Origin of the sequence: Tropicibacter sp. Alg240-R139, assembly GCF_900537075.1 — a bacterium.
Classification (GTDB): Bacteria; Pseudomonadota; Alphaproteobacteria; order Rhodobacterales; family Rhodobacteraceae; genus Falsiruegeria.
In genome coordinates this window covers 235,493-255,765 of the sequence record NZ_UNRA01000001.1, presented here as the reverse complement: position 1 = coordinate 255,765, position 20,273 = coordinate 235,493, and the positions used below count along the sequence as shown (strand labels likewise).

The window sequence follows — 20,273 nt, the reverse complement described above, 5'->3', positions numbered from 1 at the left end:
TGAGCGCGAAGGGAGTACACCCATGCTGAAACAGATGACATTGGCCCTGACCCTCGTAGCTGCGCCTTTGCAGGCCGGCGAGATGATGAGTGCGCAAGAGTTGATGCAGACCATCCCCGGCGCGATCTTGTCGGGGATATCGAACGAAGACCACACCACGCGATGGGTGCAGACCTATGGCCTGGGGGAGCGATCCGGCACTGGGGAGGGCACCTTTGGCGAGCGCATCTACACAAGCGCCTGGACCATCCGACAAGACCTGTGGTGTGAAAGCTGGAGCAACCGGTCAGAGTGCTGGCGCATCGAGCGCGTCAACGCGACCACATTGCAGCCCTACGTCGGGCAGCAGAAACTGCCCAACGTCTGGATCATCGAAGAGCCTGCTGGCGGCTAACCTTTGAGGGTCGCCAAAGCCTCTTTCAGGTCCAATGCACCGTCATAAAGCGCGCGACCCGAGATGGCGCCGTTCAGCTCGACACCGCAATCGCGCAGGGCAATTAGGTCGGCCAGCGAGCTTACACCGCCGCTGGCGATCACCGGGATCGACACGGCACGGGCCAGATCGGCGGTGGCCTCGATGTTGGGGCCCTGCATCGCACCGTCGCGGTTGATGTCGGTGTAGATGATGGCGGCGACGCCCGCGTCCTCGAACGATTTCGCCAGTTCCGTCACCTGCACGTCCGTCTCTTCGGCCCAGCCTTTGGTCGCGACCATACCGTTGCGGGCGTCGATGCCGACGGCGACCTTGCCGGGAAATTCACGCGCGGCTTCGCGCACCAGGTCGGGGTTCTCCACCGCCACAGTGCCCAAGATCACGCGGGCCAGCCCCTTTTCGATCCAGGTCGCGATTGTGGCCATGTCGCGGATGCCGCCGCCCAGTTGGGCAGGGACGTCGCAAGAGGCCAGGATCGCCTCGACCGGGGCGGCATTGACAGGCTCACCGGCAAAGGCGCCGTTCAGATCCACCAGATGCAGCCATTCGCAGCCTGCGTCCACAAAGGCGCGCGCTTGGGCTGCGGGATCGTCGTTGAACACGGTCGCTTTTTCCATTTCGCCGCGCAGCAGGCGAACGGCCTGACCGTCCTTGAGGTCGATGGCGGGGTAGAGGATCATGATGGGGCAGCCTTTCGTGTCACATTTGGTCGCGATATGGCATGAGACCGCCTGTGGATGCAACGCGACCCAAAGTCAGCCTTGCCAGAAGCAGGGCAGGCGCGTCACAGTTAGGCAAAACAGGGAGAAACGCAGATGAAGAAACTGATCTTGGGCGCGGCACTTGGGCTCGGCTTGGCCGGTACGGCAGCAGCAGACCCGGTCGCAGGTATCTGGAAAACAGAAAGGGCCGACGATGGGGCCTATTTGCACGTTGGCATAGCACCCTGCGGCAGTGCAATTTGCGGCACGATCGACACAGCGTTTGACTCAGCCGGTAATATGTCGCCCGAGTATGAGCATCTGGGCAAGCAGATGATTTGGGACATGGTCCCGGATGGCGGCGGCGCGTACTCGGGGGGTAAAATCTGGGCGCCAGATTCGAATAAAACCTACAGCTCGAAGATGTCGCTCAACGGCAATTCGCTGACGGTCAAAGGGTGCGTCGCGGGCGGTCTGATTTGTCGCGGGCAAAATTGGACGCGGGTCAAATAAACCTGACCCTAGCGCCCAAGTCGTGCCAAGAGCGCCTCTAGATCGACATCCTGTCGGGGATCGGCAACGGTCAACTCGCCAAGTGCCAAGGGCAACTGGCTGATTCTTTGTTGCATTTGATCTGTCAGATTTTGAGAGCTGCTAAGATGATCCATGTGTTTCGGATGGCGGCGCCGCGCCAGAAACGGTGCTGTGGCTACATCGACCGGGCAAGAGCGGTATACTTCGACTAGCCGGTCAAAGTGCTCTGCCAGCTACTCGGTCGGGGTGCCTGCCGCCGGTCAAAGGCGCTTTGGTCGTCCAGTGGGACACAAACACGACCTGTTCAAGGTTCCCTGCAGCGCGTTGGAACAGCTGGTCACTGTGGCAGCTCAAAACGCCGCGCTCTTCAAGGGTTGCGACGGGGTTCACCTCGTACAGAGCCTCTGGAAAGTCGTCTTTGTCCAGAATCAACCAGTCCATTGTCTTGGCCAAAGAAAGGGCAGGCGGCGTCACGGAGCCCAGTTCAAGAAGTTGGCGATCAGGCGCAGACCAGTCGCTTGGCTTTTTTCTGGATGGAACTGCATACCGACCATCGTATCGCGCCCAATCACGGCGGTGACGTCGCCTGCGTAATCCACATGAGCCAGACGCTCTGTCGGATTGGCTACACGGAAGTGATATGAATGCACGAAATAGGTGTGATCCCCGGTTTCTACGCCGTCAAACACCGGGTGAGGGTGGTCGATGACCAGATCATTCCACCCCATATGCGGGACTTTCAGCGAAGGATCCGCAGGCTCGATCTTGACCACATCGCCCGCGATCCATCCCAACCCATCAGTCTCTCTGTACTCATGTCCTTTGGAAGCCATCAACTGCATGCCTACGCAGATGCCCAGAAATGGTCGACCTTTGACCTCGACCGCTTCGACCATGGCGTCATAGATGCCTTTGTGCCCGCGCAGTTCGGCCGCACAGGCCGGAAAGGCACCATCGCCAGGCAACACCAGCCGGTCTGCCCGCGATACCACATCCGCGTCCGAGGTCACTACGACCTCACCAGCATCCGCCTCGCGCGCCATACGCTGGAACGCTTTCTCTGCCGAATGCAAATTGCCCGACTCATAGTCAATGATCGCGGTCAGCATCACGTAGTCCTGTTCTTCTTTTTTGTTCCAAACACAGCGGGGTGAATTGACCAAAGGCCAAAAGGGGCAGCGCCCCTCAGTTCGGCTGCTTACAACGCGCCCTTGGTCGACGGAATCGCATCTGCCTTGCGTGGGTCGGTTTCTACAGCCGTACGCAACGCGCGCGCCACAGCCTTGAACGCCGCCTCGGCAATGTGGTGGCTGTTAAACCCGTGCAGTTGGTCGATGTGCAACGTGATGCCGCCATGGGTACTGAATGCTTGAAAAAACTCGCGTACCAGTTCGGTGTCGAACGCGCCTATTTTTTGCGTCGGCAGGTCCACGTTCCAAATCAGGAATGGGCGCGCTGACAGGTCCAACGCACAGCGCACTTGTGCGTCATCCATCGGCAGGTGGCATTCTCCATAGCGATTGATACCCTTCTTGTCGCCAAGTGCTTGGGTCAGTGCCTGACCCAGGGCGATGCCAGTATCCTCGACCGTGTGGTGATCATCGATGTGATAATCACCTTTGGCGCGGATCGTCATGTCGATCAGCGAATGGCGCGCCAACTGATCCAGCATGTGATCAAAGAAACCAACGCCGGTCCGGTTGTCATAAGTTCCAGTGCCATCGAGGTTGATCTCGACGGAAATCTCGGTCTCGGCGGTCTGGCGGGTGATAGTAGCGCGGCGCATGGCGGTCTTTCCCTGATGATCACGGAGGTGCTTATAGGCAAAACCATCCATCTATTGCCACCCCGCATGGGCGCACAGCGACACAAGTGTTGCGCAAACCACCTGTCAGGCAAGGGATTGCACCCACCTGCACCGCGTGGCAGCTTGGCGGCAACGCAAATTCCCCGAAGAAGGGCATCCAGATGGCTACTTGTGTCTTTATCCAGATCCGCTGCAAACCCGGCTCTACCTACAAAGTCGCCGAGGATATCGCCCTGCGCGAAATCCACTCGGAGCTTTATTCGACCAGCGGCGAATACGATCTGCTGCTCAAACTTTATATCCCCGAGAGCGAGGATGTGGGCCACTACATCAACGAACATCTGCTGGTGATCCCCAACATCGAACGATCCTTGACTACGATGACCTTCAAGGCATTCTAAGGCGTCAGCCCAACTCAAACGTTGTCACACCAAAGATCCGATCTACGGCGATCTCCGGGGCTGGACCGGTGTACATGCGCGCAGTTTCAAACACTGGCTTCAGGCCCATACCCCCAGCGATTGCAGCTGCTGCGCCGTTCGGTTCTGGCACATCCAAAAAGACATCCTGATCGCGATCCGCCGCAGGCACTGCCCCCAAAAGAGCCCCCGCAATTTTTCGCGCGACATCCGGGCTTTTCGCAAGCAACGGTCCGATCTTGTAGCCGCTGCGACAGGGCCGGATGACTCCATAACCGTGTAGATCGCCATTCTGGTGCAACGACCGCGCCACATGGCCTTTGGCGTTGAGCCAGTGATTTAGAAAGTCCGCGCGCGGGGCAGGAAAAACGGCCCGGTCGAACTGTTCTGCCTCTGTTGACAGGACGTCTAATTCAGTCGCTTCGACGCCGTCCGGCAGTGCATGCAAAGCCCTTTGGATCGGCCCGCCGAAGCGAATGTTGCGGTAGGCCAGGCGAAAGCCGGATTTGGCGTAGTTTTCTCGCTCTTCCTGTACGCCATCCAGACCGATCAGACGATCGCCTGCGTGACCTATCGCAGCCTGCCACAGGCGCAACCCATAGCCCCGTCCGCGAAAATCCGGATGAACAATATAGAACCCCAAGAATGCGAAGAGTTCGTCATAGTTCACGATCGAGATTGTGGCGATCAACTCACCCTTCAGAAACCCGCCCCAAAATCCCTCCGCGTCAACCGATAGAAAACATGGGCGGTCTGACAGACCTGGGTTCCACCCCTCGTTCGCCGCCCAATCCACAGCAGTTCGCACTTCTTCAGGGGTGAGCGGGCGGATGGCATAATCTGCGGACATAAAGGACACCTTGAGGTTCAATTGCCCCAAGCATGACGCAAAACGCCCGTCGTCGCCAAGTCATCAATGATGTGAAGGAGAGAGAAGATATTGGAGCGGGCGAGGCGATTCGAACGCCCGACCCTAACCTTGGCAAGGTTATGCTCTACCCCTGAGCTACGCCCGCAACCTATATCTTATGTCTCCGGATGGGTGATCCGGATCTTGATGGAGCGGGCGAGGCGATTCGAACGCCCGACCCTAACCTTGGCAAGGTTATGCTCTACCCCTGAGCTACGCCCGCACTATCAAGTCTGTGCCCCGGATGGGTGATCCAGGTACTCATTGGAGCGGGCGAGGCGATTCGAACGCCCGACCCTAACCTTGGCAAGGTTATGCTCTACCCCTGAGCTACGCCCGCTTCCTTGAGTGAGGCGTGAATTAGAATTTCTGGGGCCGCACCGCAAGAGCAAAAGTGCAGAAAAGGCAAATTTCTTCGTTCTGGTTAGGTGGCAACAGAAAGGGTTTGTTCACCCATTTCACCCAAACTGATCCCATCCCTTTTGACAGTTGGACGAGGTATCACATGGTTTCGGGAAAATTCTTCATGATGGTGGGGTTGTTGACTGCAATCGGATCATTTGCGGCAATCAATCCAGCACAGGACGCAACCCAACCCGAGGATTTGCCGATCATGCATCCACCCGCGCCGATTGTGGTTCAGGTTTTGTCCTGAACCATTGGTACGGGGTAAAGGGCTGCCGCCCCGGCGAGATGCCGGGACAGTGCTTATTTTTGCGTTCTGCGGCTTACTCCAGCTCGACAAGCAGGTCCTTGGCGTCGATCTGGCCACCTGGCTGGACATGCAGCGCTTTGACGGTGGCCGAGCGTTCCGCGTGGATACCGGTTTCCATCTTCATCGCTTCGATGGTCAGCAGCAGATCGCCTTCACTCACCTGTTGACCGGCCTGCACCGCGACACTGGCCACGACACCCGGCATCGGGGCGCCGATGTGATCAGCATTGCCAACTTCGGCTTTGGGTCGCTGGATAGTCGTGGATTTGACCAATCGGTTCGGCACCCGGATCACACGGGGCTGACCGTTGAGTTCAAAGAACACCTTCACTTCGCCGTTCTCGTCCGTCTCGCCAAGGGCCTGCAGTCGTATTTCCAACGTCTTGCCGGGGTCAATCTCGGCCGCGATCTCTTCGCCCGGCTCCATGCCATAGAAAAAGGTCTTGGTCGGTAGGGCACGCACCGGACCATACGAGCGATGGCGGCCCATGTAGTCCATGAAGACCTTGGGGTACATCAGAAAGCCGTTCAGATCTTCGTCATCGACCACCTTGCCCTCCAACTCTTTCGAGATCTGAATGCGCAGCGCATCCAGGTCGACAGGCTCCAGATGCTTGCCCGGACGCTCGGTGTTGGGCGTTTCGCCCTTCAGAGCCTTGCCCACGATGGCGTCAGGGAAGCCGCCCGGAGGCTGACCCAGATTGCCGCGCATCATGTCGATTACCGAATCCGGGAACGCCACGTCGGTCGAAGGGTTTTCTACGTCATCGCGGCTGAGCCCCTGGCTCACCATCATCAGCGCCATGTCACCGACCACCTTGGACGAAGGGGTTACCTTGACGATATCGCCGAACATCTGGTTCACGTCGGCATACATCTGCGCCACCTCGTGCCAACGTTCTTCCAACCCCAGTGACCGAGCCTGTGCCTTGAGGTTGGTGAACTGACCGCCGGGCATTTCGTGCAGATACACCTCAGACGCGGGGGCTTGCAGTCCGCTTTCAAAGGCCGCGTATTGACCGCGCACGGCTTCAAAGTAGTCGCTGATCTCGCGGATTGCCTTGATGTCCAGCCCAGTGTCGCGATCGGTGTTGCGCAATGCCTCGACCACCGATCCCAGGGTCGCCTGAGACGTGTTGCCCGAGAAGCTGTCCATCGCGCAGTCGACGGCATCCACGCCTGCTTCTGCGGCAGCAAGGATGGTCGCGGAGGCGATGCCCGCCGTGTCGTGGGTGTGGAAGTGAATCGGCAGGCCAACTTCCTCTTTCAGTGCCTTAATGAGCACGCGGGCAGCGGCGGGTTTCAATAGACCGGCCATGTCTTTCAGCCCTAGCACATGCGCCCCGGCATCGCGCAGCTCTTGGCCCATGGCGACATAGTATTTCAGGTCATATTTGGACCGCTCAGGGTTCAGAATGTCTCCGGTGTAACACACGGTGCCCTCGCAGATCTTGTTCTGCTCGATCACCGCATCCATTGCCACGCGCATGTTCTCGACCCAATTGAGCGAATCAAACACGCGGAAGACGTCAATGTTCTTGGCCGCTTCTTTGACGAAGGCTTGCACCACATTGTCGGGATAGTTGGTGTAGCCCACCCCGTTTGATCCGCGCAGCAGCATCTGCGTCATCAGGTTCGGCATCGCTTCGCGCAGGTCACGCAGGCGTTTCCAGGGGCATTCCTGCAAGAAGCGATACGCCACATCAAATGTCGCGCCGCCCCAGCATTCCACCGAGAACAGCTGCGGCAGGTTCGAGGCATAGCTGGGTGCCACGCGGATCATGTCGATTGAGCGCATCCGGGTGGCTAGCAGTGATTGATGTCCGTCACGCATTGTGGTGTCGGTGATCAGCAACTGACGCTGCGCCTTCATCCAATCGGCCACCGCCTGCGGGCCTTTCTGTTCCAGCAGGTTGCGGGTGCCCATCATCGGCTCTCCCCGGCGTTCGGGCGCCCGCGGGATCTTCAGATCGGCGGCCGGCAGCGGGCGGTCCTTGGTCTCAGGGTGCCCGTTCACCGTGATGTCGGCGATATAGGTCAGCACCTTGGTGCCCCGGTCGCGGCGGCGTTTAAAATCAAACAGATCCGGCGTGTCGTCGATGAACTTGGTGGTGTATTCATTTGACAAAAAGGTCGGGTGCTTCAGCAGGTTCTCGACAAAGGCAATGTTGGTGCTGACACCGCGCACGCGGAATTCACGCAACGCACGATCCATCCGGGCAATCGCCTTTTCTGGGGTTGGTGCCCAGGCGGTGACCTTGGTCAGTAGCGAGTCATAATACCGCGTGATCACCCCGCCCGCATAGGCGGTGCCGCCGTCCAGGCGGATGCCCATGCCGGTGGCCGAGCGATAGGCGGTGATGCGGCCGTAGTCGGGAATGAAGTTGTTGAGCGGATCCTCGGTGGTCACGCGCGTCTGCAGCGCGTGGCCGTTCAGCTGGATCTCGTCCTGTGCCGTCTTGCCAGTGGCCTCGGCCAACGGTTTGCCCTCGGCAATCAGGATCTGGGCCTGCACGATGTCGATGCCGGTCACCTCCTCGGTGACGGTATGTTCCACCTGCACACGGGGGTTCACCTCAATGAAGTAAAACTTACCCGAAGCCATATCCATCAGAAATTCTACAGTGCCTGCGCATTCATAATTCACATGAGCACAGATCCTGCGACCCAACTCGCAAATCTCGGCGCGCTGTTCTTCGCTCAGATACGGGGCAGGGGCGCGTTCAACCACCTTCTGGTTGCGACGTTGTACCGAGCAGTCACGTTCAAAGAGGTGATAAATCTCACCATGCTTGTCGCCCAGGATCTGCACCTCGACGTGGCGGGCGCGGGTGATCATCTTTTCCAGATACCCCTCACCATTGCCGAATGCGGCCTCGGCTTCGCGGCGCCCTTCGAGCACCTTTTCTTCCAACTCGTCCGGCCCATGAATCGGTCGCATCCCGCGACCACCACCGCCCCAGGACGCTTTCAGCATCAGCGGATAGCCAACCTCGGCGGCTTCGGCCCGGATAGCATCCATGTCATCGCCCAGAACTTCGGTTGCTGGAATGACCGGCACGCCAGCCTGAACAGCAACTTTGCGGGCACTGGCCTTATCTCCAAGCGCGCGCATGGTTTCTGCCTTGGGGCCGATGAACGTGATGCCGTTCTTTGTGCAGGCGTCCACAAAGTCGGGGTTTTCCGACAGCAGGCCGTAGCCAGGGTGGATCGCATCCGCACCGCTTTCCTTGGCGACGCGAATGATTTCATCGATGCTCAGGTATGCTGCAACCGGCCCCATGCCTTCACCAATACGATAGGCCTCGTCCGCCTTGAACCGGTGCAAGCCCAGCTTGTCTTCTTCGGCAAAAACGGCAACCGTTTTCTTGCCCATCTCATTGGCAGCACGCATCACACGAATAGCAATCTCTCCGCGGTTCGCGATGAGGATCTTGTTGAAGTCTGTCATGGCAGGTCCCGGCTCTCTTTGTTGGGCGTGGGTTTTAAGCGGACAATAAGCGCAGGTATATTGGTAGTTCTGGGTAGAACCGGCATGTTATCGCTCGCAAACGCCGTTTTTCTGCAGTGCAGTGATTGGGATTTGATCAATCTAGATCCGATAGTGTCCGGATCGGTGGCAGCTCGGCGAGTGACGCCGCTCCAATCTGGCCCATGTTGGCGATCATGTCTTGTTTTAGCACGTCAATCAAATGCGCAGGTCCCTGGGGGCCGAGCGCGGCCAACGCAAATTGAAATGCACGTCCCATCATAACGAAATCGGCCCCGGATGCGATAGCGCGCAAGATGTCCAATCCGCTTTCGACACCGCTGTCAAAGATCAGCGGCAGACGAGTCGCGGCCCGGATCGCAGGCAAGACCTCGATCGAAGATGGGGCTCCGTCGAATTGGCGACCCGCGTGGTTCGACACCCAAAGGGCATCAACACCTGCGCGCTCCAGCAGTTCGCTATCCTGCGCGCGCATCACGCCCTTGATGATGAACGGGCCATCCCATTGATCGCGTAACCATTTGACATAGTCCATGTCAGGCGAGGTGCGCAGCAGATAGCCAATATGCGCAGTGGGGGGGAGGTTCAGCTGCTTGGGCACGTACTTGTCCAAAGTCCGCATTCTTGGCATGCCTTCCCTGGCAATCTCTTGGGTCATTTCAAACGCCCAGGCCGGACGCATCGCGATTTGAGCCAGCAGGCGTGGCGTCAGCTTGGGCGGCTGTGTCAGCCCCGACCGGGTCTGACGTTCTCGACGAGACGCAACCGGGACGTCCACGGTTAGCACCAAAGTAGAAAACCCGGCCTCGCGGGCCCTGTTCAGAACGTCCTGCCGGATTTCAGGGTCTTTGGGCGGATAGAGCTGAAACCACGCATGCGGACCAAGACTAGGCGCTATTTCTTCGGGGCTGCGGCTGGCGACGGTTGACAGTGAATAAGGGATTCCAGCTTGGGCGGCAGCGCGCGCCAGTAGTGCCTCAGCCCCGGGCCAGATCAAGCCGGACATCCCGATTGGCGCGGCGCCAAATGGCGCGGGGAATTCCTGACCCAGTAGACTGGTCGACAGGTTCGTTTCGATGGCGCCGTGCAGGATCGACGGGTCAAATCCTATCCGGTCAAGCGCTTTTCGGTTACGTGCCTTAGTCGCTTCGACTCCTGTGCCGCTGTCCAGATAGTCCCATACAAATTTGGGAATCCTGCGTTTTGCCCGCCATTTCAAGTCCATGACGCCGGGAAAGGTGCTGTGTAAATCCATGCGGATTGATCGGACGCTGGAGTCGATTCTGCAAGTGCCGGGCTTTACTCAGCGGCGATCGGATGATGTTCGGTTGGTTCATTGGGATTCTCGGCCTGATGCGGCAGGGCCGCGACGCGCACTTGGTTGCGACCTCGGGCCTTGGCGTCATAAAGCGCATCGTCCGCTGCCCGCATCAAATCCTGCGGCATGGTGCCATGTGTCGGGTAATGCGCAATTCCAAGCGAAATCGTGATGCGTGGCAGTGTCTTTTCTCCATAGCGTACGGCGATATCCTCGACTGCTTTGCGCAGTTTTTCGGCGCGGTCCTGTACTTCGGATGGGCTGTTGTCTGGCAGTATGATAGTGAATTCCTCACCACCCATCCGGCAGGCGATTTCATCTCCGTCACAGGATTGCTGCAACACCGATCCCACTGCGCGCAGCACCATATCACCCGCATCGTGGCCATGGTTGTCGTTGAATTTCTTGAAGTGATCCACGTCCACAGCAATCAGACTGACCGGCGTGCCGCTGGCCTGGCTGCGCGAAATGAGCTTGCGAAGCTGATCGGTCATGTGACGGCGATTGAACAGACCCGTCAGCGGATCGCGCACGGATTGGTCATGCAGTTGATCGCGCATCCGAACATTGGCAATAGCCATGCTGATCTGCTCGGCGCACATCTGGGCAAGTTTTTTGTTTTGGGCAAACTGTTCTTCACAGCCGTGTTGGGCTCGAAGGTGCATGAGGCCGACCGTCTCGCCATGCGCCAGAATCGGGAAGCAGAAGTAGGCGCGGCCATCATGCGGCTCGGCGTGTTCGCAGACAAAGTCCACCTCCGTCGCGCCATATTCATACGTGCGCCCGCGACGCAGGCCCCAACACCCATCAGGGTGAATGTGATCCTTGTGCGCGCCGCCATTCCAGCTGGCACTACCGTCCAGCACATCGCGCGAATTGGAATAGACGTAAACGCTGCCCTCAGCGTCCGGCAGGATATGTGTCATGAATCTGGCGACCATGTCGAAAAGTTCGTCCAGGGATCGACTAGATTGGAGCCATTCGTTCAATTCCCCCAACAGTCGCACTTCGCGCGCCAGGCGCAGCTGTTCGTCCATCAAGTCGCGTTCGTATTGAGAGCGCGTACGCAACGAATTGAGCTGTCGCCGATTGCTGCGATAAATCACCAGCGACACGATCACCATTGCTGTCAGGGCGACCCCGTACAATACCCCGAGCAACACCCGAACGCGCATGATAAAGATTTCGCGCAATTCAGTGATGTCCGTATAAAATTCAATGGCACCCAGGAAAGAGCTGTTGCGCATAACTGGCGTATATATCTCGGCCACATGGTGGGGCATGCTCGTGTCCAGCTGCGCAGAGTGCAGTACAAGATCATCAATTTCGGATGCAGGTTTCTTTTCGTGCTTGTAGTAAATTTCACCATTTGTGACGTTGGTCGCGAAGTACGGGTTTGTGTTCACCGAACCGATGTCGGAGGGGCGCGTTGACCAAAAGACAGTGCCATCGGCATGAAACAGTTTGAATCGGTACACATCCGAGGCTTCGGGCATGAGTTCCAGGAACTCCTGATCATGGGCGCCCATGATTCCGGTTTGAAACGTGATCTCGGCGTCTTCCATGTGCATGAGCACACGACGTTTCCACATCTCGGACTGTTTTCGGATGTCCGCTTCAAGCATGCCATCTACGATCGGCGTGGGTAAGGTGTAAACGCCCCATCCTGCCGCGACGACCAGCCCCACCAGGAAAATGGCTGCGCCCGCCCACTTCAGCCGTTGCGCCGCCGAAGCCTTGTATTCCGTGGTCTTAGTTCCGCGCTCCCGTATTTCCACTTGAGAAAATGTGAAACAGAGATTGATATCGGGTTAACGAAAGAGGGGCGGAGCGCTCACCTAGTAACACGGGTTCGTGCGAATTTGGGAAAAATTGCCCTGAAATTGCGAACATGTCGTGAACAAACCCTTTCCCTCTGGTGAATTCCGAATTACTTTGCAGACATGAGCAGTTTCGACGAAATGGACGCCTTTGAAGGTGCCGCACAGCAACCTTCCCTCTCAGCGCGCGCGATGGCGGCGCGGCCGATGCCGTATCTGGATGACCTCAACCCGGCGCAGCGCGAAGCCGTCGAAATTTTGGATGGTCCAGTGCTGATGCTGGCCGGCGCAGGCACCGGTAAGACAAAGGCTCTGACGACGCGCATCGTGCATCTGCTCAACACCCACAAAGCCCGCCCGAACGAAATCCTGGCCGTGACCTTTACCAACAAGGCTGCGCGCGAGATGAAGAACCGGGTGGGGCGGATGTTGGGGCAACCGGCCGAGGGGATGCCCTGGCTGGGCACGTTCCATTCGATCTGTGTCAAGCTGTTGCGCCGTCATGCCGAGCTTGCGGGGCTGAAATCGAATTTTACCATTCTGGATACCGATGATCAGCTGCGTCTGATCAAGCAATTGATAAAGGCCGCAGGTATTGATGACAAACGCTGGCCTGCGCGGCTGCTGTTGAATGTGATTGATGGTTGGAAGAACCGCGCGCTGACCCCGAACAAGGTGCCCGCCGCTGATGCTGGGGCCTATAACGACAAAGGCATCGCCCTTTACGCGCAGTATCAGACCCGGCTGAAAGAACTGAACGCGGTCGACTTTGGCGATCTCCTTTTGCATGTCGTCACGATTTTTCAGGCACACCCTGATGTGCTAGAGCAATACCAGCGTTGGTTCCGCTTCATCATGGTGGACGAGTATCAGGATACTAACGTAGCACAGTATCTTTGGCTGCGCCTTTTGGCTGGAAAGCACAGGAACATTTGCTGTGTGGGCGATGATGACCAGTCGATCTATGGCTGGCGCGGGGCCGAGGTGGGCAATATCCTGCGGTTCGAAAAGGACTTTCCGGGCGCCCATGTGGTGCGGCTGGAACAGAATTACCGCTCGACCCCGCATATCCTGGCAGCAGCGTCCAACGTCATTCGCGGCAACGCGGATCGTCTGGGCAAGGAGCTGTGGACCGAGGCGGATGAGGGCGAAAAGGTTCGCCTGATCGGCCATTGGGATGGCGAGGAAGAAGCCCGATGGATCGGCGAAGAGATTGATGCCATGCAAAGCGGCACTCGGGGGATGCGTCCCTTCAGCCTGGATGACATTGCGATTCTCGTGCGCGCCTCGCACCAGATGCGTGCGTTTGAGGATCGGTTTCTGACCATCGGCCTGCCGTACAAGGTGATCGGCGGGCCACGATTTTATGAGCGGTTGGAGATCCGTGATGCCATGGCCTATTTCCGGTTGGTGGTATCACCCGACGATGATCTGGCGTTTGAGCGCATCGTCAACACGCCAAAGCGCGGCTTGGGTGACAAGGCGCAGCAGACGATTCAGATCGCGGCGCGATCAAACGGCGTGTCGCTGGTCGATGGTGCGCGGATCGCGTTGGATCAAGGGCTGATCAAGGGCAAAGGCGCCGGGGCCCTGCGCAAACTGGCCGAGGATCTGACCCGCTGGCGCGCGATGACGCGCGGACCTGTGCTTGAGGTTAACGAAGATGAGGTGATCGACGACGGGTCAGAGCCACAATTGGCATTCGGTCAACCCGAAGTCGGCCACATTGAATTGGCGCAGATCATCCTGGACGAATCCGGCTACACCACCATGTGGCAGAACACCAAAACGCCAGAAGCGCCCGGACGGTTGGAAAACCTCAAAGAATTGGTGAGCCAGCTGGATAACTTCGAAAACCTGCAAGGGTTCCTAGAGCATGTCAGCCTGGTGATGGACAACGAGCAGGAATCGGATGGGGCCAAAGTGTCGATCATGACCCTGCATGCGGCCAAGGGACTGGAATTCCCTGCTGTCTTTCTGCCGGGGTGGGAGGATGGTCTGTTCCCTTCACAACGCTCGATGGACGAAACCGGTCTCAAAGGCCTCGAAGAGGAGCGCCGCCTGGCCTATGTGGGCATCACTCGCGCCGAAGAGCTGTGCACGATTTCTTTTGCCGCCAATCGGCGGGTGTTTGGACAATGGCAGAACTCCATGCCGTCCCGCTTTGTTGATGAGCTGCCCGAAGATCACGTCGATGTCCTGACGCCATCCGGTCTTTACGGTGGTGGCGCAGGCGGTGTCAGCTCGCAGGGGATCGAAACCCGAGCGGCCGAGGCGAATGTTTACAACTCACCCGGCTGGAAGCGGTTGCAGGCGCGTCAAGGGCAACGCGGCCTTTCGCAACCCAAAGAGAGTCGAAACACGGTGATCGATTTGAACGCGGTGTCCAGCTTTACGCTTGGCGAGCGCGTGTTCCATCAGAAATTCGGCTATGGCGCAGTGATCGGGATCGAGGGCGACAAGCTTGAGATCGAGTTCGAGAAGGCTGGCACCAAAAAGGTTGTCGCCAAGTTTCTGTCCACCAACGACGACGTTCCGTTCTAAAGCCCGTCCACGATGATTGCGTTGGTTGAAGCCGTGGTTTGCCGGATGCGCGCGAGCTCGACGTATTCGGGGTCGTTTTTCCACGCATAGGCAGCTTCCAGGTCCGGAAACTCCATCAACACGACACCGCCCTCGGGCCAGTCCCCTTCGACACAATCGACGGTTTTGGTTGAAACCGTAAGCAAGCGGCCGTTGTGCCGTTCAAAGATCGGCATGAACCCCTTGAGGTACTCTTGGTACCCGTCGGGATCGTGAATGTTCAACTGTGCAAAGAAAAATGCCGACATCTTTGTCTCCCTGGCTGCGGTTGCCACCAGAGTATCATTTCTATCCCCAAAGACCAAAAAACGGCGGTTCCCAGGGAGGAGGGGAACCGCCGTTCATGACAACATCGAGACAGGGAGGAGGAGAGCCCCGATGTATTCGAACCCGGGTTCGAGCCCGGTATGAGGTCGCGGCGGCTTCAGGGAGGAGGAGGAAGCCGCCGCTCGCTATCTACATCCAGGGTCAGGGAGGAGGAGAGACCCGGATGTACCCGCGTTCCGGCATCCAAGGCCGGTATGAGGTCGCGGTGACGCCAGGGAGGAGGAGGGCATCACCGCTCGCTTGCAACACCAGGGTCAGGGAGGAGGAGAGACCCGGTGTATCAGCATCCGGCATCATCAGGGCCGGTATTTGGTGCGGCAACATCAGGGAGGAGGAAGATGTCGCCGCTAACACTCAGGCCTCAGGGAGGAGGAGAAGAGACCTGAATTCAGTATCTTGTGCCGCTTAACGTGCGGCGTATTCCGCCGATGTCTGCTGCGCGATGCGCTTGATCATCGAGCGGTGTAGGCCCAGATCGGCCAACTCGTGCTCCGACAAAGCGCTCAGCTCGTTTACAGTGCGGCGGTACATCCGGTTGCGGATGTAGCGGGTTTTTGCGGCCTCGATCAGCGAGGAGAAGCCGGAGAATGTTGCGCCTTTGGCGGCGGTGTAGTCGCTAGTGACAGCCATGTTCTTAACCTATCGTCGTCTCGTCAGTGCCGCGTCGATGCGGCGTTTGCTTGAGATTGAAGATAAGGAAATGCTGCAGTTGCACAATAGCTCACAGCATCAATGCCGCTATGCAGCATTTGCATGGATTGTCCCGTGAAATCACTAGCTTCGCGGAACTGGCTTGTTTTGTTAGGGTTTTAATGCGCTCGATGCATTCCTTCAGCGGGAAGATTCCTGTCACAAATGATCAACTGGCTATTTCTGACGCAGCGTGACGCCATTCTGCCCCTTGAAAAATGCGTTCAGGCGCGCCGGGAAATCGACTCGATATCTTGCGAACCTATCGCTGAAAGCCTTGCTTGACGTTGAGAGTCTATGAGTGGGGCGGTGAGGTATGTGGGAAACCATGGGATCTTGTGTTCGAGACGTCATGACTGTGACTCATACTGTGAGTGATCATGATCAAATTGCGTCGATTTTGTGGATCTCAGCTCGGAATTCCCACCATTAGTGAAATTTTTTGGGAAACGATGGGAGTTCGTCTGGGTAGCACATTTTGTCAATATATAGACCCCTTCTGTGGGGTGATGTCTATATACAGTGGGGAGGTCGACGATTAATGGGTTGACTCCGTGCGTCACATTACTCAGTTTCGCGAATCTCTCCAAAATTTCCTATTGATTTCCATGAATTCCCATGGCATCCCTTGTTCATCGGATGAGAACGGGACAGCAGGGGCAGCAAACGACCCCAAACCAATAATAAGCAGGTTTCATACAGGCGCTTCGCTTTCATCAGAACCAAGAGATCCGGCGCGCGAGCGAGCAGACATCCCCCCAGGTGGCGCGCGCAGTCGGACATCCCCGCACAGCGGGATCAGGCGGCGGGTTGATCAGTGGCAGCAGATCAACCCGCCGTTTCTAATTTCTGGGGGCGAAAAAGTTGGCGCATAGCGAAAGGGACAGTCGTTTTGGCGCGCAGGTTCAGAGGCGAAAGCCAGAATAAGGTGGATACGAAGGGCAGGGTGTCGATTCCTGCCTCGTTTCGCCGTGTTCTAGAGGCTGGCGACCCGAACTGGCAGTCCGGCGATCAGCCTGAGCTTGTCATTGTATATGGCGACCACCGCCGCAAATTCCTGGAATGTTACACGATGGAGGCGATCGACGAGGTCGACGCCAAGATTGATGCTCTTCCGCGCGGTTCAATGGAGCGTAAGATGCTTCAGCGTATGTTCCACGGTCAATCTTTCCCAACCGCAGTTGATGAGACCGGCCGCTTGGTGCTTCCGGCTAAGTTGCGCAAGAAAATCGACCTGGACAAAGAGGCATTCTTTATCGCCGCTGGTGACACCTTCCAGATATGGAAGCCCGAGACTTACGAGACCGAAGAACTGGCCGCCGCCGAAGAGTGGTTGGACGAATTGCCGGGCGACTTTGATCCGATGGCCTACCTTGATGGCGCAGGGGGCGCGTAACGGCATGGCTGCTGAGGCCCGCCCCGACGAAGACCCACACATCCCTGTATTGTTGCGTCCTTTGCTTGCTGCTGTGGCTCCGGTCACGGGGCGATGGCTGGACGGCACGTTCGGGGCTGGGGGCTATACCCGTGGCTTGCTGGCCGCCGGGGCCGATACCGTCATTGGTGTTGATCGTGACCCGCTGGCGTTTGAAATGGCCGCCGATTGGGCCGGTGAACATGGTGACCGTCTGGTGATGCAGGCCGGAGTGTTCTCGCGCATGGATGAATATGCCAGCGATCTGGACGGCGTTGTTCTGGACCTGGGTGTTTCGTCGATGCAACTGGACCTGGCCGAGCGTGGCTTTTCCTTCATGAAAGACGGCCCTTTGGACATGCGCATGTCCCAGGACGGTCCTTCGGCTGCTGATCTGGTGAACGAGGCCAGCGAAGAAGATCTTGCCGACATCTTGTTTCACTACGGCGAAGAACGCGCCAGCCGCCGGATCGCCAAGGCTATCGGGCGGGTGCGCGCCGAGAGCGCAATTACAACGACCTTGGAGCTGGCCAAGATCGTCGAATCTTGCCTGCCGCGTCCCAAGCCCGGGCAATCGCACCCCGCGACCCGCAGCTTTCAGGCGTTGCGGATTGCGGTGAACGATGAATACGGCGAGCTGTTTCGCGGTCTCATGGCCGCTGAACGGGCTTTGAAGCCCGGTGGACTATTGGCTGTTGTCACCTTTCATTCCGTCGAAGATCGTATGGTCAAACGGTTCTTGCAGGCCCGCGCAGGCAAGTCAGGACGAGCCAACCGCTATGCGCCCGAGATCGCGCAGGATGCCCCGCAATTCACGCTCAAGACGCGCAAGGCCATAGGTCCGGACGAACAAGAGCTGGAAGAAAACCCCCGTTCGCGTTCTGCCAAGCTGCGTGTCGGCATTCGCACTGATGCCCCGGCCGGTGCGGTGGATGGAAAGAGCATTGGCATGCCGATGTTGAAAGCGGGGAACCGATGAAAAGCGTGATCTATGTGCTGACCGCTTTGGCTGTGTTTGGTCTTGCCCTCTGGGCCTACCAAGAAAATTACAGGACGCAACAGGTTCTGAAAGTTACGCAGGGCTTGCAGCGCGAGATTGGTGCGGCACAGGTGCGCCTGAGTGTCTTGCGCGCCGAATGGGCTTATCTGAACCGTCCCGATCGTCTGCGCGAGCTGGCCGATCTGAACTTTGACCGAATGGGTCTTTTGCCCCTGCGCCCCGACCAATTCGGTCGCGTGGACGAGGTCGCCTATCCCCCGGCACCTTTGCCGCCCATCACCAATGCCGTTGATGTCTCGACTCTCAATGGGGAGCAATTTCCATGAGCCGTATCCCTTTGCGCCCGCTGGCTCGCATTCTGGAGGCCCGCAGCAAGGGCGAGAACCCCGACGTCATTGAACGTGAAAACATCCGCCAACGCCACGAAGAGATGCAGGATCGCGCCCGCGCACGGGCCGAGGGACGGCTTTTGGTGCTTGGTGTATTCTTCTTCTGCGCCTTCTCGGTCGTGGGCGCGCGAATGGGGCTTTTGGCCACATCCGAGGCGCAAGAGCCGCTGGCCAGTGCCCAAGGCGCCAACATCGCAACCCAACGCGCCGACATTGTTGACCGCGAAGGGCGCATTCTGGCAACGAACTTTGAAACCCATTCGCTTTATGCTCAGCCGCCGCTGATGGTTGATCCGGTTGCGGCTGCCGCAGGGTTGGCGCAGGTGTTCCCGGATTTGGATAAAGAGCGCCTGATCAAGGACTTCACCGGTAAGCGCAAGTTCATCTGGATCAAGAAGCGGATCTCGCCTGAGCAGAAGCAGGCGGTGCATGACATTGGTGATCCCGGTCTGCTGTTTGGCCCGCGCGAAATGCGACTCTACCCCAACGGAATGCTGGCCGCGCACGTATTGGGCGGTGCAGGGTTTGGCAAAGAGGGCGTGAACGCCGCCGAGGTGATCGGTGTTGCAGGTGTGGAAAAGCAGTTCGATGGCTACCTGCGTGACCCGGCCAATGGTGCCAAGCCGCTGAAACTCTCGCTGGATTTGACCGTGCAGGCGGCCGCCGAGCGTGTCCTGCTGGGCGGCATGAAGATCATGAACGCCAAAGGCGCGTCTTCGGTTTTGATGAATGTGCACACAGGCGAAGTGATTTCCGTGGCCTCGCTGCCCGCGTTTGATCCCAACGACCGCCCTCGACCGCCAACCAGCGGTTTTGATCCATCGGACAGCCCGCTTTTTAACCGTGCGGTGCAAGGAGTCTATGAGTTGGGTTCGGTTTATAAGATCTTCACGGCTGCACAGGCCGTTGATCTTGGGTTGGTGAATTCGGAAACTGTCATCGACACGTCCGGCCCGATGCGGATTGGCGGCTTTCCCATTGGTGAATTCCGCAACAAGAATTACGGCAAACTGAGCGTCGCTGACATCATCGTCAAAAGTTCGAACCGGGGCACCGGTCGGTTGGCGATGCAAATCGGTTCCAAGCGGCAACAGGACTTTCTGAACTCTTTGGGCATGTTCGACCCGACCCCGTTCGAGATTGTCGAGGCCCAGGGTGGTCAGCCGCTTTTTCCCAAGCAATGGGGCGAGCTGAGCACGGTCACCATCTCTTACGGTCACGGGTTGTCGACCAGCCCGATGCATCTGGCAGCGGGTTATGCCGCGATTGCCAATGGCGGTCACTACGTCAGCCCGACGATTCTGCGCCAGAAGGGTCCACAATACGGCCCGCGCGTGATGTCGCCGACGGCTGCACGTCAGGCGCGCAAGATGTTGCGCAAGGTCGTGACCAGCGGCACTGCCAGCTTTGGCGAGGTTCCGGGCTATGCGGTCGGTGGCAAGACTGGCACCGCAGACAAGCCCAAGCCGCGTGGCGGGTATTATGAAGACAAAGTGATCGCCACATTTGCCACGCTGTTCCCGGCACATGACCCGAAATATGTGCTGGTGGTGACGCTCGATGAACCCTCGATCCTGGCCTACGGCAAAAAGCGCCGCACCGCTGGCTGGACAGCTGTTCCTGTAGCGGCCGAGATGATTGGACGCATCGCGCCGTTGTTGGGGTTACGGCCAGAGGTTGAGCCCGGCGAAACCGCTGGTATAACGCTGACCTCGAATTAACC

General features: G+C 58.1%; 19 protein-coding genes and 3 tRNA genes. 9 read left to right on the top strand and 13 right to left on the bottom strand.

Annotation, left to right across the window (positions count from 1 at the left end):
- Nucleotides 1-22: 22 nt before the first annotated feature.
- Nucleotides 23-394 carry a hypothetical protein gene (locus G6R15_RS01235; protein ID WP_164657964.1) on the top strand — a complete coding sequence of 124 codons (372 nt, stop codon included), beginning with the start codon at nt 23-25 and terminating at the stop codon, nt 392-394.
- On the opposite strand, the gene hisA is transcribed toward G6R15_RS01235, so the two are convergent.
- On the bottom strand, nt 391-1,113 hold the full coding sequence (gene hisA, locus G6R15_RS01230; RefSeq protein ID WP_164657963.1) for a 1-(5-phosphoribosyl)-5-[(5-phosphoribosylamino)methylideneamino]imidazole-4-carboxamide isomerase: 723 nt from the start codon (nt 1,111-1,113) through the stop codon (nt 391-393). The two genes, G6R15_RS01235 and hisA, sit on opposite strands and share 4 nt — an antisense overlap.
- A 135-nt stretch (nt 1,114-1,248) precedes the next feature.
- On the opposite strand from hisA, the gene G6R15_RS01225 reads away from it, so the two are divergent.
- Nucleotides 1,249-1,647 carry a DUF2147 domain-containing protein gene (locus G6R15_RS01225; protein WP_164657962.1) on the top strand — a complete coding sequence of 133 codons (399 nt, stop codon included), beginning with the start codon at nt 1,249-1,251 and terminating at the stop codon, nt 1,645-1,647.
- A 237-nt stretch (nt 1,648-1,884) separates the two neighbouring features.
- Here G6R15_RS01225 and G6R15_RS01220 read toward each other — a convergent pair whose 3' ends face one another.
- From G6R15_RS01220 to hisB, 3 genes are all read right to left on the bottom strand, one after another.
- Nucleotides 1,885-2,109, bottom strand: coding sequence for a hypothetical protein (locus tag G6R15_RS01220; protein WP_164657961.1), 225 nt, complete (start codon nt 2,107-2,109; stop codon nt 1,885-1,887).
- Between the two features lie 29 nt (nt 2,110-2,138).
- A complete protein-coding gene (gene hisH, locus G6R15_RS01215; protein ID WP_164657960.1) occupies nt 2,139-2,777 on the bottom strand; it encodes an imidazole glycerol phosphate synthase subunit HisH in 639 nt (212 codons plus the stop codon).
- 89 nt (nt 2,778-2,866) lie between these two features.
- Nucleotides 2,867-3,454 (bottom strand): imidazoleglycerol-phosphate dehydratase HisB, encoded by a 588-nt coding sequence (hisB, locus tag G6R15_RS01210; protein ID WP_164657958.1) that lies wholly within the window; start codon nt 3,452-3,454, stop codon nt 2,867-2,869.
- 182 nt (nt 3,455-3,636) lie between these two features.
- On the opposite strand from hisB, the gene G6R15_RS01205 reads away from it, so the two are divergent.
- A complete protein-coding gene (locus G6R15_RS01205) occupies nt 3,637-3,876 on the top strand; it encodes an Lrp/AsnC ligand binding domain-containing protein (protein ID WP_164659227.1) in 240 nt (79 codons plus the stop codon).
- 4 nt (nt 3,877-3,880) lie between these two features.
- Here the strand turns inward: G6R15_RS01205 and G6R15_RS01200 are convergent, their stop codons facing one another.
- The 4 genes from G6R15_RS01200 to G6R15_RS01185 all read right to left on the bottom strand — a co-directional run bounded on the left by G6R15_RS01200 (nt 3,881) and on the right by G6R15_RS01185 (nt 5,144).
- Nucleotides 3,881-4,744: a GNAT family N-acetyltransferase gene (locus G6R15_RS01200; RefSeq protein WP_164657956.1), complete on the bottom strand. Its 864-nt coding sequence runs from the start codon at nt 4,742-4,744 to the stop codon at nt 3,881-3,883.
- A gap of 91 nt (nt 4,745-4,835) precedes the next feature.
- Nucleotides 4,836-4,910: transfer RNA gene (locus G6R15_RS01195), tRNA-Gly, on the bottom strand.
- Between the two features lie 42 nt (nt 4,911-4,952).
- Nucleotides 4,953-5,027 (bottom strand) — tRNA-Gly (locus G6R15_RS01190).
- A gap of 42 nt (nt 5,028-5,069) precedes the next feature.
- Nucleotides 5,070-5,144, bottom strand: a tRNA-Gly gene (locus G6R15_RS01185).
- Between the two features lie 165 nt (nt 5,145-5,309).
- On the opposite strand from G6R15_RS01185, the gene G6R15_RS01180 reads away from it, so the two are divergent.
- On the top strand, nt 5,310-5,459 hold the full coding sequence (locus tag G6R15_RS01180; protein ID WP_164657955.1) for a hypothetical protein: 150 nt from the start codon (nt 5,310-5,312) through the stop codon (nt 5,457-5,459).
- Nucleotides 5,460-5,532: 73 nt separating this feature from the next.
- On the opposite strand, the gene G6R15_RS01175 is transcribed toward G6R15_RS01180, so the two are convergent.
- The 3 genes from G6R15_RS01175 to G6R15_RS01165 all read right to left on the bottom strand — a co-directional run bounded on the left by G6R15_RS01175 (nt 5,533) and on the right by G6R15_RS01165 (nt 11,952).
- Nucleotides 5,533-8,970 carry a pyruvate carboxylase gene (locus G6R15_RS01175; RefSeq protein WP_164657954.1) on the bottom strand — a complete coding sequence of 1,146 codons (3,438 nt, stop codon included), beginning with the start codon at nt 8,968-8,970 and terminating at the stop codon, nt 5,533-5,535.
- Nucleotides 8,971-9,106: 136 nt separating this feature from the next.
- The gene (locus tag G6R15_RS01170) at nt 9,107-10,264 is read right to left on the bottom strand and encodes an alpha-hydroxy acid oxidase (protein ID WP_164657952.1); all 1,158 of its coding nucleotides are present in this window, start codon (nt 10,262-10,264) and stop codon (nt 9,107-9,109) included.
- Nucleotides 10,265-10,308: 44 nt separating this feature from the next.
- The gene (locus G6R15_RS01165; RefSeq protein ID WP_164659226.1) at nt 10,309-11,952 is read right to left on the bottom strand and encodes a diguanylate cyclase; all 1,644 of its coding nucleotides are present in this window, start codon (nt 11,950-11,952) and stop codon (nt 10,309-10,311) included.
- Nucleotides 11,953-12,270: 318 nt separating this feature from the next.
- Between G6R15_RS01165 and G6R15_RS01160 the strand changes: the two genes are divergently transcribed.
- Nucleotides 12,271-14,691 (top strand): ATP-dependent helicase, encoded by a 2,421-nt coding sequence (locus tag G6R15_RS01160; RefSeq protein ID WP_164657950.1) that lies wholly within the window; start codon nt 12,271-12,273, stop codon nt 14,689-14,691.
- Here the strand turns inward: G6R15_RS01160 and G6R15_RS01155 are convergent.
- Nucleotides 14,688-14,978: a DUF1330 domain-containing protein gene (locus G6R15_RS01155; RefSeq protein ID WP_164657948.1), complete on the bottom strand. Its 291-nt coding sequence runs from the start codon at nt 14,976-14,978 to the stop codon at nt 14,688-14,690. The genes G6R15_RS01160 and G6R15_RS01155 overlap by 4 nt on opposite strands.
- A gap of 484 nt (nt 14,979-15,462) precedes the next feature.
- Complete coding sequence (locus tag G6R15_RS01150) at nt 15,463-15,687, bottom strand: DUF1127 domain-containing protein (RefSeq protein WP_164657947.1); 225 nt, start codon at nt 15,685-15,687, stop codon at nt 15,463-15,465.
- 988 nt (nt 15,688-16,675) lie between these two features.
- Here G6R15_RS01150 and mraZ point away from each other — a divergent pair.
- From mraZ to G6R15_RS01130, 4 genes are read left to right on the top strand one after another with little or no spacing between them, the layout of a single operon-like run.
- Nucleotides 16,676-17,143 (top strand): division/cell wall cluster transcriptional repressor MraZ, encoded by a 468-nt coding sequence (mraZ, locus tag G6R15_RS01145; RefSeq protein WP_240336636.1) that lies wholly within the window; start codon nt 16,676-16,678, stop codon nt 17,141-17,143.
- Between the two features lie 4 nt (nt 17,144-17,147).
- A complete protein-coding gene (gene rsmH, locus G6R15_RS01140; RefSeq protein WP_164659225.1) occupies nt 17,148-18,140 on the top strand; it encodes a 16S rRNA (cytosine(1402)-N(4))-methyltransferase RsmH in 993 nt (330 codons plus the stop codon).
- Complete coding sequence (locus tag G6R15_RS01135; RefSeq protein ID WP_164657945.1) at nt 18,137-18,487, top strand: cell division protein FtsL; 351 nt, start codon at nt 18,137-18,139, stop codon at nt 18,485-18,487. Before rsmH ends, G6R15_RS01135 begins: the two co-directional genes overlap by 4 nt.
- Nucleotides 18,484-20,271, top strand: coding sequence for a penicillin-binding protein 2 (locus G6R15_RS01130; protein ID WP_164657944.1), 1,788 nt, complete (start codon nt 18,484-18,486; stop codon nt 20,269-20,271). Before G6R15_RS01135 ends, G6R15_RS01130 begins: the two co-directional genes overlap by 4 nt.
- Nucleotides 20,272-20,273 lie beyond the last annotated feature (2 nt).

Bases quoted from the DNA above. Each gene is read 5' to 3' on its own strand.
- G6R15_RS01225 (WP_164657962.1), top strand. From the start codon at position 1,249: ATGAAGAAACTGATCTTGGGCGCGGCACTTGGGCTCGGCTTGGCCGGT.
- G6R15_RS01165 (WP_164659226.1), bottom strand. From the start codon at position 11,952: ATGCTTGAAGCGGACATCCGAAAACAGTCCGAGATGTGGAAACGTCGT.
- hisH (WP_164657960.1), bottom strand. From the start codon at position 2,777: ATGCTGACCGCGATCATTGACTATGAGTCGGGCAATTTGCATTCGGCA.
- G6R15_RS01170 (WP_164657952.1), bottom strand. From the start codon at position 10,264: ATGGATTTACACAGCACCTTTCCCGGCGTCATGGACTTGAAATGGCGG.
- hisA (WP_164657963.1), bottom strand. From the start codon at position 1,113: ATGATCCTCTACCCCGCCATCGACCTCAAGGACGGTCAGGCCGTTCGC.
- G6R15_RS01155 (WP_164657948.1), bottom strand. From the start codon at position 14,978: ATGTCGGCATTTTTCTTTGCACAGTTGAACATTCACGATCCCGACGGG.
- G6R15_RS01135 (WP_164657945.1), top strand. From the start codon at position 18,137: ATGAAAAGCGTGATCTATGTGCTGACCGCTTTGGCTGTGTTTGGTCTT.
- G6R15_RS01220 (WP_164657961.1), bottom strand. From the start codon at position 2,109: ATGGACTGGTTGATTCTGGACAAAGACGACTTTCCAGAGGCTCTGTAC.
- G6R15_RS01130 (WP_164657944.1), top strand. From the start codon at position 18,484: ATGAGCCGTATCCCTTTGCGCCCGCTGGCTCGCATTCTGGAGGCCCGC.
- G6R15_RS01200 (WP_164657956.1), bottom strand. From the start codon at position 4,744: ATGTCCGCAGATTATGCCATCCGCCCGCTCACCCCTGAAGAAGTGCGA.
- G6R15_RS01175 (WP_164657954.1), bottom strand. From the start codon at position 8,970: ATGACAGACTTCAACAAGATCCTCATCGCGAACCGCGGAGAGATTGCT.
- rsmH (WP_164659225.1), top strand. From the start codon at position 17,148: ATGGCTGCTGAGGCCCGCCCCGACGAAGACCCACACATCCCTGTATTG.
- G6R15_RS01235 (WP_164657964.1), top strand. From the start codon at position 23: ATGCTGAAACAGATGACATTGGCCCTGACCCTCGTAGCTGCGCCTTTG.
- G6R15_RS01205 (WP_164659227.1), top strand. From the start codon at position 3,637: ATGGCTACTTGTGTCTTTATCCAGATCCGCTGCAAACCCGGCTCTACC.
- G6R15_RS01160 (WP_164657950.1), top strand. From the start codon at position 12,271: ATGAGCAGTTTCGACGAAATGGACGCCTTTGAAGGTGCCGCACAGCAA.
- G6R15_RS01150 (WP_164657947.1), bottom strand. From the start codon at position 15,687: ATGGCTGTCACTAGCGACTACACCGCCGCCAAAGGCGCAACATTCTCC.
- hisB (WP_164657958.1), bottom strand. From the start codon at position 3,454: ATGCGCCGCGCTACTATCACCCGCCAGACCGCCGAGACCGAGATTTCC.
- G6R15_RS01180 (WP_164657955.1), top strand. From the start codon at position 5,310: ATGGTTTCGGGAAAATTCTTCATGATGGTGGGGTTGTTGACTGCAATC.